Raw genomic sequence first — 14,961 nt, forward strand, 5'->3', positions numbered from 1 at the left:
ATTCCGGCCCGCCCAAGAAATGGCCTGCCCAAAAAGCTATGCCATCGAGCGTAAAGCCGGCACATCAGGCTTTACGCATGCCCTCACACGGCAGTTTCCATACTGCCCATAGTTGTGTCAGGCCGTTCGGATGCTTTCCAGGTGCCGAAATCCGGTTCAATGGACAGGTCTGCGCTTGGGGAAAAAGGAGATGCAGAATCTCGTCCCTCGCTCGACCGGTTCGTGATCAACCGAGCCACCGATCTGCTGAGCAAACTGCTGGATCAACCGCAAGCCGGCACTGCCCGGTCGCGGCGTACTCATTCCAATGCCATTGTCGGTTACAGTCAGGCAGCTTCGACCACGGTCTCGATCGGTTGTGAATTCCACATGTACCGTCCCTTTGCCCTCCGGGAACGCGTGCTTGATGGCATTGGTCACCAATTCGTTGGTGATCAGGCCCAGCGACACGGCGCAATCATGCGTGAGTTCGGTGCTCTCCAGATGAGTTTCGATTTCAATGCCCTCGCACCGATGCCGCAAATTCCCGCACAGGGCTTCCAGGTAGGTCGCAATCTCGAGGTTTGCTTGGTCGTCCTGCATGAACAACTGGTCGTACGCCACGCTGATGGCGGAAATTTGAGCAATGACGTGCTTGAAGACGGTCGCCAGTTGCGCGTCCTGCTGCTTGTCCATCTGGATGAGCAGGATCGCGATGACCATCTGGAAGTCGTTCTTGGCCCGGTGCCCCAGTTCATGCCTCAGCATCTTCTGCCGGTCGACAGCGCGCAGTGCCCGCTCAGCGGATTTCTTGGTGCGCCTCTGTTGCACCATGCCCTGGAGGGCCAATCCCAAAATGTTCGCCATGGCGCTGAGAAAGACGACTTCGTCGTTGGTAAAGTCGCGTTGCACCTCGCTGTCCGCCGCCAGCACGCCCCACACGACACCGTCAACCGCAACCGGCACGTTGAGCGTCGAGATGATGCCGTGCTCGCGCAGTGGGGACGGATACCGGAACCAAGGATTGTCGCGCAGGTCGTCGATGCGCATGGCCTGACGGGCCTGCAGGACGCGCCCTGGACCTGATGCGACGTCGCTCCCCAAAGTGGCTTGCCCGACCACCCCCGGTCCCCAGCCGATCCCGGCTTCCACCAGCAGATCACCCTTGGTCGGGCGGTACCGCATCACCTTGGTGTACTTGACGCCCAAGCCGCGCCCTGCGAGCGAACACGCCGAATGAAGGTGTTGCCCGAGCCGGTTGGTTTCGGACGCAGCACGGGCAAAGTCATTCAGGCTTTCCTGATGGCGTTGCAGTTTTTCGATATGTTCCGAATTATCCAAGAGCATGATGTGCTCTCCTGTCTAAAGCAGGCAAGAGCACAAGTCTCCCAGCTACCCGCGCCCGGAAAAACTTTGCGGGTAATAATCAACGTTTACCATTATCTATTCTGCATGTAAATGGAATATTATGGAGGGGTGCTGGAAGTTTGAAGTTCAATGTTCTGACAGACTGCGGGTGGCATCACTTTGCCACTACAATTATGTGCACCTCATGACTATGGGCCGAAACCTGCTGATCCGCCGCCGGTTTCTACGGCCTTTGGCGCAGGGGGGCGAGGATGGAACCGACAGTCGCGAAGCGGGTGGCGGGGATCATCGACCGGATCGAGGATCGGCCACTCGTGCCCCGGCGCCGCCGTATGGGATGTCGTGATCGATGGTTGCTCGATGCGGGCCAGGAACGGCGGTGAGTTGACCGGACCGAACCCGCCCGATCGCGGCAAGCCCGGTACCAAGCATCACGTGGTGGTCTCGACGCACGGCCTGCCGCCGGCTCTGTTTACGCGACGGGGTTCAGGCGCGCATCCGCAAGATCGGCGAACACGGATGCCCTTGGCTGCTCGCAAACAAACGCCTGTATCAACGACAGGATCGGTTGGGCCACAGCCGGCAGGAAAAGAAAAGCCCGCCACCGGAATGATCCGGCGGGCGGGCTTTTTCTTGGAGCAACTCCGGGAAGGGCAGGGCGGCGCCCCGCCTCCTTCTCAGATGCAGTAGTGCTGCAGCGGCGCGAAGCCGTTGAAGCAGACGGCCGAGTAGGTCGTGGTGTAGGCGCCGGTGGCATGGATGCGCACGCGGTCGCCGGCCTTCAGACCCATCGGCATCTTGTAGTCGGCACGCTCATACAGCACGTCGGCGCTGTCGCAGGTCGGACCGGCCAGGATCACCGCCTCGCGGTGCTGGTCCTGCTCATCGCCCAGCACCTCGATCGGATACTGGATCGCCTCGTCCATCGTCTCGGCCAGACCGCCGAACTTGCCGATGTCCAGATAGACCCAGCGCTTGGGATCCTCGGCCGACTTGCGCGACACCAGGACCACTTCGCTCTCGATGATGCCGGCGCTGCCGACCATGCCGCGGCCCGGCTCCACGATGGTTTCCGGCAGGTGGTTGCCGAAGTGATTGCGCAGCGAGTCGAAGATCGCCTGACCGTAGGCGGTGCATTCCGGCACGTCGGTGCGGTAGCGGGTGGGGAAGCCGCCGCCGAGGTTGATCATGCCGAGGTCGACGCCGAGAACCTCGAGCTCACGGAACAGCTGCGCCACCTGGAAGATGGCGTGGTCCCACTGCATCAGGTCCTTCTGCTGCGACCCGACATGGAAGGACACGCCATAGGGCTGCACGTCCATGTCGCGGGCCTTCAGCAGCAGCTCGCGCGCCATCGTCAGGTCGCAGCCGAACTTGCGCGACAGCGGCCATTCGGCGCCTTCGCCCGAGGTCAGGATGCGGCAGAAGACGCGGGCGCCGGGGGCGGCGCGCTCGATCTTCTCCAGTTCCGGCTCGCTGTCGAAGGCGAACAGGCGGACGCCCAGTTCGAAGGCGCGGCGGATGTCGCTTTCCTTCTTGATGGTGTTGCCGAAGGAAATGCGGTCCGGGGTGGCGCCGGCGGCCAGCGCCATCTGGATTTCCGGAACCGAGGCGCAGTCGAAGGCGGAGCCGAGACGGGCCAGCAGGCTGAGGATTTCCGCGGCCGGGTTCGCCTTCACCGCATAGAAGATGCGGGCGTCGGGCAGGGCGTCGTGCAGATCGTTGTAGTTCTGCTCGACCACATCCAGATCGATGACGAGGCAAGGGGTCTGCGGGCGCTGCTCTTCGAAAAAGCGCGCAATCTTCTGGGTCATCTCAGTCTCCTGGGACGCAAGATGATGGAACGGAATGGGTGAAGTCGGGGGGAACGGAGCGGCCGGGCGGGCCGATCAGCAACTCAAAAAGCTGATCAGGCGCTCAGGCCGCCAATACTGGATTGCCCCGTACAGAACCCTGTTCTGTCCGTATGGTCCAGGAGCGGCAATTTTCGGAGACGGGTGAGCGCGCGCCCACCCACAACAACATCAACCATCGTAACCTCCAAGTCGCCGCCTTGTTTAAGGGACGGTCGGGGATCACGCGTTACGTCGTTGCATAACCACATCTCGGAGACGCCGAGGGGCGGGCCAGCGGCACGTGCGCTTGCGAGTTCGCGTTACATAGATCCAACGCGTTCGATTGCAAAGTGAAAAATGCCGCGTGCCCCAAAAAAGTGGCAGACCTTTTTAGGAGCCAAAAAACCGGAGCGATTTCATGGGCTTGACTACGGTTCTGACGGTAGAGGAGATCGGGTTGCGGCTGCTGGCCGCAGCCCTTTGCGGCGCGCTGCTTGGGCTTGACCGCGAAATGCGCGGCAAAGCGGCGGGTTTGCGCACGCATACGCTGATATCCATCAGCTGCGCCCTGACGACTCTGGTGGCGCTGGAGTTCTATGTCGGGCTGCATGCCAGCGGCGACGAGCGGCCGAGCGACCCGGTGCGCGTCATCCAGGGCGTGGCCCAGGCGGTCGGCTTCATCAGCGCCGGCGTGATGTTCCGTTCCGGCGACAGCGTGCGCGGGGCGACCACCGCGGCGGTGATCTGGGTGGCGGGCGGGCTGGGCATCGCCTGCGGCGCCGGATACTACCTGCTGGCGGGGATGGCGCTGGGCCTGTGCCTGATGGTGACGATTCTGTTCACCGTCCTGATGGACCGCTTCCCGCAGTTCGGCAAGGAGGATGACGACGGCCGCGGTGCCGACGACGACCGCAAGGCGCGGGAGCGGCGCCGCGCCGCCCGTCCGCCGGGCCGGATCAGGCGGATCGCCCGTCCTGCGTCGCGGTGACGACCAGAAGCCGGTGCGCCAGCAGCGCGCCCAGCGCGCCCAGCCCGATCGCCCCCATCATCGGCAGGGCGCTGCCGTCGTTCAGATGGCCGACGACGATGCCGACGACGGCCGCGATCGCCATCTGCGTGAAGCCCAGCAGGGACGAGGCGAGCCCGGCCATGGTGGCGTAGGGGCCGACCGCATTGGCGGTGGCGTTGGGCAGGGTCAGCCCGCTGCCCAGGATGAACAGGAACACCGGCACGAGGATGGCCAGCAGGTGCAGCACCCCGGCCAGCGCCAGCAGCGCGCCCAACGCCCCGCCGCCGAGCGACACCAGCGTGCCGATACGGATCATGCGGGCGCCGCCCAGCCGCGGCGTCAGCCGTCCGGCCAGGAAGGTTCCCACCATGTAGCCCATCACCACGGCGCCGAAACTGGCGCCGTACTGCGCCGGCGTCAGGTGCAGCCGGTCGATCAGCACGAAGGACGAGCCGGAGATGAAGGAGAAGATGCCGCTGTAGGAAAAGGCGACCACCAGCACATAGCCGACGAAGCCGCGGCTGCGCATCAGAAGCAGGTAATTGGCGGCCAGCCTGCCGGGCCGCAGCGCCTCCTCGTCGCGGTGGGCGTTGGTTTCGCCGAGCATCGACCACACCGCCCCCAGGATGCAGCAGGCGAAGACGGTCAGCAGAACGAAGTTGGCGCGCCAGCCGAACCACTCCGTCAGCACGCCGCCCAGCATCGGCCCCACCGCGGGGGCCAAGGCCATCGCCATCGACATATAGGCCAGCACCGTGACCGCCCGGTCGCGGCCGAAGACGTCGCGTACCACCGCCCGCGCCACCACCGGCCCGCAGCAGGCGCCCAGCGCCTGGAAGAATCGGGCGACGATCAGCCCCTCGATGCTGGTGGTCATGGCGCAGACGGCGCTGGCCGCCAGATAGATGGCCACCCCGACCAGCAGGGTGGGGCGCCGGCCGAACCGGTCGGACATCGGGCCATAGACCAGCTGCGACACGGCGAAGCCGACCAGGAAGATCGACAGCGTCATCTGCACGGTGACGACGTCGGTGTCGAACACCCGGACCAGCGTCGGCAGCGACGGCAGATAGAGGTCGGTGGACAGCGGGCCGAAGGCGACCAGGGCGGTCAGCAGGATTCGGATCGGCAGGGAATCGGAACGGGGCATGGCAGAGTTGGGCACCGCGGCGGGGAAGCGAGGACGGGGCCGCACTGTATCAGACGAAACCATCCCCGCCAGCGCCATCGCTGCTCAGCAGACCCGCAGTCCGACCGGCCAGCGGTTGCGGCATCACTTCGCCGGCAACTCCATGCGGATGCAGCGGGACAGCACCGTGTTGCCGGTCATCTCGCGGTAATTCTGGATGATGACCGGCTCGGCGGCCTTGCACTGTTCCATGCTGGCGAACTCCAGGGTGGTCGGGCCGCCCTGGTTCAGGATGAACAGCAGCATCAGCACCCGCTCCATGCCCGCTCGCTCCCGTCAGCCGGCGGCCAGCACCGCGCGGGCGGCGGCGGCATCCTGGACGATCTGGTCCTTCAGCGCGTCGAAGCTGGGGAACTTCATCTCCGGCCGCAGGAAGTCGATCATCTGCACCCGGAGATGCAGGTCGTACAGGTCGAGGTCGACGTCGAACAGATGGGCCTCCAGCCGGGCCACGGTGCCGTCCACGGTGGGCCGGGCACCGAGATTGGCGACGCCGGGCAGCCAGACGGTCTCGCCGCCGCGGTCGATGCCGGCGCGCACCGCATAGACGCCGAAGGCCGGGCGCAGATACTCGCCCAGTTCGATGTTGGCGGTGGGAAAGCCGATGGTGCGGCCGCGCTGGTCGCCATGGGCGACGCGCCCCTCGATCTCCCAGGGATGGCCCAGCACATAGGCCGCCTCGCGCGCCCGGCCGGCCACCAGCGCGTCGCGCACGCGGGTGGAGGAGAATACCCCGCCCTCCGCGTCGGAGACCGGACCGACCTCCGTCACGCCGAAGCCCTGGGCGCGGCCGGCGCGCAGCAGGAAGGCCGGGTCGCCCGACCGCTTGTGGCCGAACAGGAAATCATAACCGCAGACGACATGCCGCACGCCCAGGCCGTCGATCAGGATTTCGTCGACGAAGGCCTGCGCGGTCTTGTGGCGGAAACTGTCGTCGAAATGGCAGACGATCAGCTGATCGACGCCCAACGCCTCGATATGCCGGGTCTTGACCCGGAAGGGTGTCAGGCGGAAGGGCGGGTCGTCGGGACGGAAGACGCTGCGCGGATGCGGTTCGAAGGTGACCACGGCGGACGGCGCGCCCATCTCGGCCGCCAGGCGCTGGGCGGTGCCGATGACCGTCTGATGTCCGCGGTGAACGCCGTCGAAATTGCCGAGCGCCACGACGGCGCCCCGCGCTTCGGCCGGCAGGTCGGCGGTGTGTCTGTACAGTCGCATGCGCGCCCCGGTGCTGTGGGCGGACCCCGGCGGGCCCGCTTGCTCGGGCGTCTATATAGACCGACGCCGACGCGGGGTAAACGCGCCGGCGCTGTCCTGACGCCCGGAGACAACGGTCGGGCGTCGAAAAATCAGCCGCGCGACGGGACCATCAGCAGCGCCTCGCCTTCCACGACCACGGTTTCGCCGACGGTGCAGACGGTCTTGATGACGCAGCGGCGCTTTTCCGGGATCAGTTCGGTGATGGTGGCGCGGGCGGTGACGGTGTCGCCGGCGCGGACCGGCGCCTTGAACTTCAGCGTCTGGCTCATGTAGATGCAGCCCGGCCCCGGCAGCTTGGTGCCCAGCACGGCCGAGATGAAGCCGACCGTCAGCATGCCGTGGGCGATGCGGCCCTGGAACATGGTGGTGGCGGCATATTCCTGGTTGATGTGGACCGGGTTGGTATCGCCGGAAATGCCCGCGAACAGGACGATGTCGGCTTCCGTCACCGTCTTGGCGAAGCTCGCTGTCATGCCGACGGACAGGTCTTCGATGCAGTAGCCTTCGGTATCCTTGCGGACCTGACGAACGTCGTCCATCGCAGCAGTTCCTCTTTCTCTCGGTGCCTGTTCCGGCGTCTGACGCGGGGCGCCGCGCCGTTCGCTGCGATGCGTCATGTGCGCCGCAGCGATGGGAATGGCACCACGTCTCCTCCAAAAATGCAAAAAAATCTCTAACGTTCCGCACAAGACCGCGGACAGAACGGCCGCCTCCCGTGGCAGACGGCACGGAAATCGAAGGACGCAGGGCGCGGCTGGATTACTTCGCAATTGAGGTAAAGCGGCGGAAGCGGCGTCCGATCAACAGCTTAACGGAAAATCCCGCCGGCTTCCGCCCCTTGGCGCCAGCTTTGGCGAGACTGTCGGGCGCCGTGCCGGGCCCTGGTGGAGAAGTCCATTTCATTTCAACCGGTTGAACGGCAGGTGACTGTCGGTTCGGCGGCGCGGTGAAAGCGCGTGGCGCGGGCGCGGCGAATCGGGAAGCGTCTTCGCCGCGCCGCAACATTACTTGCCCGATCCGGAGTGCGACACCGTGTCGCTGCCGGTGCCGCCATTATTGCCGCCGCTATCGCCGCTGCCCCCGCCGCGGCGGTTCTCACGGTCCGCGACCTGCTGGTCGGGGGTGAGCTGCTCGACCTTCGCCTCAACCTTGTCGCGGGCGGTGTCGGTCGGCTGTTCGGACGGTTTGACCTCCACCTTCACCGGGGCGGTTCCGTCCTCGATCATGTCCAGCTTCCTGGCGGCGGAGCGCGACAGGTCGATCACCCGGCCGTCGACATAGGGGCCGCGGTCGTTGACGATGACGTCGACGCTCTTGCCGTTCTCCTCGTTCGTGACCGTGGCCTTGGTGCCGAGCGGCAGCGCCCGCGAGGCCGCCGTCGGCTTGTTCTGGTTCATCGTCTCGCCGCTGGCGGTGGTGCGGCCGTGGAATTTCTGGCTGTAGAAGGAGGCCTCTCCCTTGTGGACGAGAACCCCCTCTCCATCCTCATGTTGTTCGACACGCACGGGCGGAACCTTGGCCTTTTCGTTCGCAAGCGCCGGGACGGCGGTTCCGCTGACGGCCGTGACGGCAAGCGCAAGGACGATGTTTCGCATTGTCTTCATCGGTACACCTCCAACGGCGGACCAACACCATCCAAGGAAAAGAGTTCCGCCGTGAATCATGATCAAGATATCGTTGCTATTTCCGGTTTCGAGTATCTTGGTGAATTCGGATAATACGTCGGCAGGGGCCTTCTTCAGGTTGCCTGCGCAACGTTCAGGAGAGAAAACATGGCCGACGATTCCGCTTGGACTGTAACGGGAGCGATGCCGGACCTGAGCCATGTGGAGATGCGGTCCGTCGCGATGGCCGATGGCGCGCGGCTGCGGGTCGCCGTCTGGCCGAAGCCGAAGCCGAAGCCGGAGCGGGTGCGCGGCACGGCGCTGGTGCTGACCGGCCGCGCCGAGTTCATCGAGAAATATGCGGAAACCGCGAGCGCGCTGGCGGACCGCGGCTTCCGCGTGGTGGCGGTCGACTGGCGCAACCAGGGCCTGTCGGACCGGCCGCTGACCAACCGGCAGATCCACCACCTGACCGATTTCGCGCTGCTGGTCGACGATCTCGACTGCGTGTACCGGCAGGTGGCGGCGCCGGTCGCGGCGGAAACCGGCGGGCCGCTGATCCTGCTGGCGCATTCCATGGGCGGCCTCGTGGCGACGCTGGCGCTGGTCCGCCATGCCGGCGACGATCCCGGCCGCTATGCCGCCGTGCTGCTGTCGGCGCCGATGTACGCCATCCACACCGGACCGCTGCCGCGCCGGCTGGCCCGGGCGCTGGCCTCCCTGGGGCTGGCCCGCGGATGGGGCGCCCGCTATGCGCCGTGGCAGGGAGATTACGACCCGGCGGAGGGCGTCTTCCGGCCGGACAACAAGATCACCGCGGATCCCCGGCGCTATGCCGCCTTCCACACCCCCTATGCCGAGCGGCCGGAGCTGCGCGTCGGCGGCGTCAGCTTCGCCTGGGTGGCGGCGGCGTTGGACGCGGAGGATGCGCTCTGCCATGGCGGTCTGCCGCTGGAGCGGGTGCGCACGCCGGTCCTGCTGCTGAGCGCGCCCGGCGACCGGGTGGTCCGGGCGGGGCTTCACCGCGAGGTGGCCGACCGGCTCGGCAACGCCCATCTTGTCGAGTATCCCGGGGCGAAGCACGAACTGCTGATGGAATGCGACGCCATCCGCGACCGGGTGTGGGCGGACATCGACGACTTCCTCGACAGGACGCTCGATGACGAGACCGTTCACAAGACACTTGCGTCGTCCGGCGGCTCTGTCGTCGGATAGGCGCCTTCAGGACCAGAGGTGCCCCTCAGCATGACCGATTTCTGGACGGCGTCCGGCTTCCATCTGTTGACCCGCGACGCCGACAACCATCTGGCGGTGACGCCCGATTTCCTCCGCGCCTATCTGCTGCGGCCCGAGATGCGCCCGCCGGAGGAGGCCTGCGACGCCGAGCGCACGCTGCACGCCGCCTTGCTGGACGATCCGGCGCGGACGGTGCCCGCCCCGCTGCTCGACGCCATCGCCGACCCGGACGCGCGGGAGAATTTCCAGGTCTGGCTGGCCTTCCGCGACCGGCTGCTGGCCGCCGGGACGCTGGAGGGCTGCTACATCCGCCTGTTCCGCGAGGGCGCGCGCGGCGTGCCCGGCCTGTTCATCGACCAGATGGCCCATGCCATCCTGCGCGGCATCCTGGACGGAACCCCGTCGGGCCTGCGCGCCCGTGCCGGCGAACTGTTCTTCCGCGAGCAGACGGTGTCGGTCGACGACGGCCGCGTCCGCGTCGCCGATGCCGAGACGGTGGAGACCATGGCGGCGTCCGGCGGCTTCGGCTCGCTGGGCCGGCTGGTGGTGGAGGCCGGAACCGCCCCCCGCAGCGTCGATCTGGACATCCTGGACGAGACGAACCACCCGCTCTATTGGGGCCGCGACGCCCGGCACGACACCGTGCTGGACATCACCTTCGCCGCCGCCGGGCTGGACGCGCTGGCCCGCGTTCTGGAGGCCTGGGTGGCGCATTTCCTGGGCGTGACGGTCGGCATCCAGCCGGTGCAGAACATCCGCGACGACCGCTGGGTCTGGCATGTCGGGCTCGACAGCTCCGCCACGGCGATCCTCAACGACCTCTACAACGGGGTGGAGGTGGGAGAGGACAGGCTGGCCCGCATCCTCGCCCTGTTCCGCCTGGACTTCGCCGATCCCGCCGCCATGCGTCCCGACCTCGCCGGCCGGCCGGTCTATCTCGGGCTGGCGATGACGGAAGGGCGGCGGCTGAAGCTGAAGCCGCAGAATCTGCTGGTGAACCTGCCGCTGGCCTCGGTGGCTTGAGGGCATCGCCGGGGGGAGGGAGGGGGCGAACGCTCCCTCAGCCCCCCAGCAGCGCTCCCACCGGCTTCAGCGGTTCGTGCGCGTCGAACAGGATCTTCAGGATCGCCAGGATCGGCACCGCCAGCAGCGCGCCGGGGATGCCCCACAGCCAGCCCCAGAACAGGATCGACACGAACACCGCGATGGGGTTGAGCGACAGCCGGCGGCCGACGATCATCGGCGTCAGGAAATTGCCCTCGATGGTGGTCAGCGCCACGAAGGACAGAGGCGGCAGGATGATGTTGCCGAGTCCGTCGAAGGTCAGGACCGACACCAGGAACAGGACGCCGGTCATCACCGCCGGGCCGATGAAGGGGATGTAGTTGGCCACCGCCACCAGCACCCCCCACAGGGCCGGGTTGGGCAGCCCCCACAGCCACATGACCAGGCCGGTGGCGACCCCGAGCACCACGTTGATCACGGTGATGGTCAGCAGATAGGCGGCGATGTTCTGCTGCAGCGTCGCCGCGACCATGGCGTAATGCACGCGGTCGTCGACATTGCGCATGGTGCCGATCAGCGCCTCCAGCGAATGGCGGCCTCTCGCCAGGAAGAAATAGAGCAGGACCTGCAGGATCACGACATTGACGATCACCGATTCGACCTGGCTGATCGCCTGTTCCATCAGCGACGGGCCGCGCAGAACCACCTCGCGCACCGGGCCGGCCTCGTCGCCGGTCTCCTTGGCGATCTGCTCGATCTGGCGGGAGGCCTCGCGGGCCCGTTCGATGCCGGCGCGGATGTCGCCCAGCTTGAATTCCAGCTCGTGCAGGACGCGCGGCATGCGGTTGACCCATTCGGCCGCCGGGGCCGACAGGGTGTAGACCGCCAGCAGCACGCTGCCGAACAGCGAGATGACCATGATGGCGGCGCCGATCCCTTCGGGAATGCCGATGCGGTAGAGCGCGCGGACCAGCGGCCGCAGCAGGAAGCTGAGGATCAGCGCCAGCATGATCGGCAGCAGGACTTCGCGTCCGAAATACAGCGCGAACAGCACGGCGATCACGAACAGGCCGACGGTGGCGATGGTCATCGGGTCGCGACGGTTGCCGGGCGGCGGCAGGGGCTCCGTCACCGGTTCCGGCGTTCCGGCAAGCGGCGCCTCGGGCGCGGGGGGAAACGAAGGGGGAGCCGAGGCGAGCGGGCTGCGGTCTGTCATCGCGGTGGCCGGACCTCCGGAGGACGGCGCTTGACGGCGGCGCCGGACCCTCCGATCTAGGGGAGTGTTTTGCCGGGCCGCACCTCCTGCGGTCCCCCCGTCCTTGCCGGAGACCCAGTCGCGATGCGCAGCCCGCTTCCCCTTATGAACGTTTCCGCCGGCCTTTTGGTTCTGGGCCTGCTGACAGCAGGGCTCACGCTCCGCTCCGCGGCGGCGGACGAGGTGGTCGGCCGCTTCTCCAACGACTGGACCGGCAACGGGCTGCAGGTGCAGGCGATCGAGGATCCCGGCGTGAAGGGCGTCACCTGCCATCTGGTCGATTTCGACCGCAGCCTGCTCGACCGGCTGAGCAAGGGCAACTGGTTCGAGGATCCGTCCAACGCCTCCATCTCCTGCCGCCAGACAGGGCCGATCACCGTCGGCGACATCGATCTGTCGCAAAAGGGGGAGGAGGTCTTCTCCGAACGGAAAAGCCTGGTTTTCAAGTCGATCGCCATCCGTCGCATCTACGACCGGCCGAACGACACGCTGGTTTATGTGGTGTACAGCCGGCAAGTGAAGGACGCATCCGCCAAGATGTCGATCTCGACCGTGCCGCTGTTCAGCGCCAACGCCACCTGGACGAAGGGCAAGCCGCCGGCGAAGTGAGGAATCCCGTCCGGGATCACCCCACGATCCGGCCCAGACGCACCGCGGTCTGGCCGGACTTCACCCGGCGGGCTGGCATGATCAGGACGCAGTCGTCGTAGGGGGTCGGGATGGGACGGTCGTCGTCCCAGCCGATGACCGTGCCGGCGCGGCCGATCACCTCCATGCCCAGGAAAGGGGCGGTGAAGCGGAAGCGCTCGCTGGCCGCGGTGATCGCCTCGGTGACCTCGACCACCCGCTGCGGGTCGGTGCGCGGACGCAGGCGCGGGCCGTTCGCCGGCAAATCGATCATCTCCAGGCCGAGCAGCAGGCGCAGGCAGCTTTCCAGCGCGACCGTCGCGGTCTCGGTCCGCCAGTGCTGGCCGCATTCGACCAGGATCGCGGTGCGCGCCCCCTCCGGCTCGGCGAAACCGCCGTAATCGATCAGCCGCTTCCCCTCGGCATGCCCGCCGTCCGCCACCACCCAGGCCGGATAGCCGAGGCCGAGCGCCAAGTCGCGCCCGCGCGTGGTCCGGCCGCACAGGGTCAGCGGCGCCGTGTCGGCGGTCATGGAATGGAGGTCGAGCAGCAGGTCCGCCGACTCGTAGACCGGGCGCAGCACGCGGGCGCGCCGCAGTTCCACGCTGTCGCGCCGGCCGTCGAGATGCTCCGGCGACCACAGCCGGTTGAAATCCTCGTCCAGATAACGCGAAGCGTAGGGGTTCTGGCGGTCGAAGGTGGCATAGGCCGCGGTGTTGGCGAAGACGAAGCTCAGCCGTCCGCGCCGTGGCCGCAGGCCCATGCGCAGCAGCGCATCCAGCGCGATGGCGCCGCACAGCTCGTTGCCGTGGACGAGCGCGTTCAGCACCACATGCGGCCCCGGCTCTTCCGCCGACAGGCTGGTGACGTGGTCGATGCCGGTGTTGCCGCGCCGGTAGGGCGCGATGTCCGGCGGCGAGAGTTCGACGGGAGCGAAGAGGGGATCGGTCAAGCGACAGGCTCGCCAGCGGTGGAGCGCTTCATTCAGTATGGCGAAGCATGCGACTCCGCGCCAGTCCGGGGCGGGGCGGAGGCGCGGATTTTTCGGCTGATGCCGGTGGCGCGATGCTGATGGCGGGATGCTGCGGCGGCATGGCAGGATCGTGACAGATTGCCGTCGACTGCCGCTTGACGCATGGGTTATAGGATCCGCCGGGTCCGTTTCATCGGATTCTCCTGATCAATGAAATCGGCGGTCGAGCTTGCGGTTATCACTGTGCTGGCGTCCGGTCGGGGCGGGTCGATGAGCTTCGTGATCGATGACGTTCTTGTCCGCAACGACCCGGTGGGCCACCGCCTGCCGATCCTGTTCGATTCGCCGCACAGCGGCAGCGTCTACCCCGCCGATTTCCAGGTGGTCTGCCCGCTTCCCCTGCTGCGCCAGGGCGAGGACACCCATGTGGAGGAGCTGTTCGCGGCGGCTCCCGACCATGGCGCCACCCTGTTGTGCGCCTTGTTCCCCCGCACCTTCATCGATCTGAACCGCGCGGTGGACGACATCGACCCGGGGCTGATCGACGGCGACTGGCCGGAGCCGCTCCGCCCGACCCCGCGCAGCACGCTGGGCATGGGGCTGATCCGCAGCATGCTGCGGCCGGGCGTGCCGCTCTATGACGGGAAGCTGCCGGCCGCGGCGGTGGCCGACCGCATCGACCGCTATTACCGTCCCTACCATGCCCAGATGCGGCAGGCGCTGGACGGGCTGGCGGAGCGGTTCGGCACGGTCTGGCACGTCAACTGCCATTCCATGCCGTCGTCGCTGCGTCCCGACGGGCGCGACCCGCTGGCGGTGGATTTCGTGATCGGCGACCGCGACGGCACCACCAGCGAGGCGGGATTCGTCCAGCTGGTGGCGCAGACCCTGCGCGGTCTCGGCTACCGCGTGGCGATCAACGACCCCTACAAAGGGGTGGAACTGCTGGCGCGTTACGGCGATCCGTCACGCGGCCGACATTCGATCCAGCTGGAAATCAACCGGCGCCTCTACATGAACGAGGAGACGCTGGAGCGCCACGACGGCTTCACCCGGCTGAAGGGCGACATCGACCTGCTGATCGGCCGAATCGCCGATTATGCCGGCCAGCGCATCCTGCGCCGCGCGGCGGAATAAACGGCCCGCCGTCCTCCCCGTTCGGGCGGCGGTTGCGCAGGAGGACGGTCCCCGGTCAGGCGCGCATTTCCTGTTGGCGGGCCAGATCCATGAGCTGGGCCATCTGCTTGTCCATCCGGTGGTCGGAGATGTCGACTCCGCAGGCGTGCAGGTCGGTGCACAGCCTGTTGCGGATATCGTGCGGTCCAAGGGTGGCGATGTCGGTGTCCACGATCTCGCGGGCATAGGCGGTCGCCTCCGCCCCGGTCAGGCCCATCAGGTCGGCGGCCCATTCACCGGCCAGCCGGCCGCGCCGTGCGCGGATGCGGAAGAGCAGGGCCTCGTCGTGTTGGAACTTGTTCTCGAATGCCTGTTCGCGGTCGTCGAAGGTCGTCATGATGACATGCGCTCCTTTATTCGTTTCGCCCGCATTGGCGATGACCGATTATATATCTGGGAAACTGTTCCCGTCACCGTTCCCCCGCGCCGCAGCCCCGGATATTTT

General features: G+C 66.8%; 15 protein-coding genes and 1 pseudogene. 6 read left to right on the plus strand and 10 right to left on the minus strand.

Translation table 11 applies throughout. From position 1 onward, the window contains the following. Positions 1-156: 156 nt before the first annotated feature. A complete protein-coding gene (locus DM194_RS01780) occupies positions 157-1,326 on the minus strand; it encodes a sensor histidine kinase (protein ID WP_111065648.1) in 1,170 nt (389 codons plus the stop codon). Between the two features lie 375 nt (positions 1,327-1,701). On the opposite strand from DM194_RS01780, the pseudogene DM194_RS28565 reads away from it, so the two are divergent. Beyond that, positions 1,702-1,809 (plus strand): annotated as a pseudogene (locus DM194_RS28565) (IS5/IS1182 family transposase); the annotation flags it as partial. A 215-nt stretch (positions 1,810-2,024) separates the two neighbouring features. Here the strand turns inward: DM194_RS28565 and DM194_RS01785 are convergent. Then, on the minus strand, positions 2,025-3,161 hold the full coding sequence (locus tag DM194_RS01785) for a type III PLP-dependent enzyme (RefSeq protein WP_111065649.1): 1,137 nt from the start codon (positions 3,159-3,161) through the stop codon (positions 2,025-2,027). A 439-nt stretch (positions 3,162-3,600) separates the two neighbouring features. Between DM194_RS01785 and DM194_RS01790 the strand changes: the two genes are divergently transcribed. Beyond that, positions 3,601-4,170 (plus strand): MgtC/SapB family protein, encoded by a 570-nt coding sequence (locus DM194_RS01790; protein ID WP_111065650.1) that lies wholly within the window; start codon positions 3,601-3,603, stop codon positions 4,168-4,170. On the opposite strand, the gene DM194_RS01795 is transcribed toward DM194_RS01790, so the two are convergent. The 5 genes from DM194_RS01795 to DM194_RS01810 form a co-directional block, all read right to left on the minus strand. Continuing rightward, positions 4,139-5,341, minus strand: coding sequence for a multidrug effflux MFS transporter (locus DM194_RS01795; protein WP_111065651.1), 1,203 nt, complete (start codon positions 5,339-5,341; stop codon positions 4,139-4,141). The two genes, DM194_RS01790 and DM194_RS01795, sit on opposite strands and share 32 nt — an antisense overlap. Before the next feature lie 123 nt (positions 5,342-5,464). Next, complete coding sequence (locus DM194_RS28405) at positions 5,465-5,641, minus strand: hypothetical protein (protein WP_176581360.1); 177 nt, start codon at positions 5,639-5,641, stop codon at positions 5,465-5,467. Between the two features lie 15 nt (positions 5,642-5,656). Next, positions 5,657-6,598, minus strand: a complete 942-nt coding sequence (locus DM194_RS01800) for a bifunctional riboflavin kinase/FAD synthetase (protein WP_111065652.1) — start codon at positions 6,596-6,598, stop codon at positions 5,657-5,659. Positions 6,599-6,729: 131 nt separating this feature from the next. Next, entirely contained in the window at positions 6,730-7,179 is a 450-nt protein-coding gene (locus DM194_RS01805) for a MaoC family dehydratase (RefSeq protein ID WP_012973248.1), read from the minus strand. Positions 7,180-7,644: 465 nt separating this feature from the next. Continuing rightward, entirely contained in the window at positions 7,645-8,244 is a 600-nt protein-coding gene (locus tag DM194_RS01810; RefSeq protein ID WP_111065653.1) for a septal ring lytic transglycosylase RlpA family protein, read from the minus strand. A 168-nt stretch (positions 8,245-8,412) separates the two neighbouring features. Here DM194_RS01810 and DM194_RS01815 point away from each other — a divergent pair, with 168 nt between their 5' ends. Together DM194_RS01815 and DM194_RS01820 are read left to right on the plus strand one after the other, a co-directional pair. Further along, complete coding sequence (locus DM194_RS01815; RefSeq protein WP_111065654.1) at positions 8,413-9,459, plus strand: alpha/beta hydrolase; 1,047 nt, start codon at positions 8,413-8,415, stop codon at positions 9,457-9,459. 30 nt (positions 9,460-9,489) lie between these two features. Then, the gene (locus tag DM194_RS01820) at positions 9,490-10,503 is read left to right on the plus strand and encodes a DUF6352 family protein (protein WP_111065655.1); all 1,014 of its coding nucleotides are present in this window, start codon (positions 9,490-9,492) and stop codon (positions 10,501-10,503) included. Positions 10,504-10,540: 37 nt separating this feature from the next. On the opposite strand, the gene DM194_RS01825 is transcribed toward DM194_RS01820, so the two are convergent. Continuing rightward, positions 10,541-11,701, minus strand: a complete 1,161-nt coding sequence (locus tag DM194_RS01825; protein ID WP_111065656.1) for an AI-2E family transporter — start codon at positions 11,699-11,701, stop codon at positions 10,541-10,543. A gap of 123 nt (positions 11,702-11,824) precedes the next feature. Between DM194_RS01825 and DM194_RS01830 the strand changes: the two genes are divergently transcribed. Further along, positions 11,825-12,349: a CreA family protein gene (locus tag DM194_RS01830; protein WP_111065657.1), complete on the plus strand. Its 525-nt coding sequence runs from the start codon at positions 11,825-11,827 to the stop codon at positions 12,347-12,349. A gap of 16 nt (positions 12,350-12,365) precedes the next feature. On the opposite strand, the gene DM194_RS01835 is transcribed toward DM194_RS01830, so the two are convergent. After that, positions 12,366-13,319 (minus strand): M14 family metallopeptidase, encoded by a 954-nt coding sequence (locus DM194_RS01835; RefSeq protein ID WP_111065658.1) that lies wholly within the window; start codon positions 13,317-13,319, stop codon positions 12,366-12,368. Between the two features lie 291 nt (positions 13,320-13,610). Between DM194_RS01835 and DM194_RS01840 the strand changes: the two genes are divergently transcribed. Beyond that, positions 13,611-14,477, plus strand: coding sequence for an N-formylglutamate amidohydrolase (locus DM194_RS01840; protein WP_111067666.1), 867 nt, complete (start codon positions 13,611-13,613; stop codon positions 14,475-14,477). A 55-nt stretch (positions 14,478-14,532) separates the two neighbouring features. Here the strand turns inward: DM194_RS01840 and DM194_RS01845 are convergent, their stop codons facing one another. Then, positions 14,533-14,853, minus strand: a complete 321-nt coding sequence (locus DM194_RS01845) for a DUF1476 domain-containing protein (protein ID WP_111065659.1) — start codon at positions 14,851-14,853, stop codon at positions 14,533-14,535. Between the last annotated feature and the right edge of the window lie 108 nt (positions 14,854-14,961).

Origin of the sequence: Azospirillum ramasamyi (genome assembly GCF_003233655.1) — a bacterium.
In the GTDB taxonomy this organism is placed as follows: domain Bacteria; phylum Pseudomonadota; class Alphaproteobacteria; order Azospirillales; family Azospirillaceae; genus Azospirillum; species Azospirillum ramasamyi.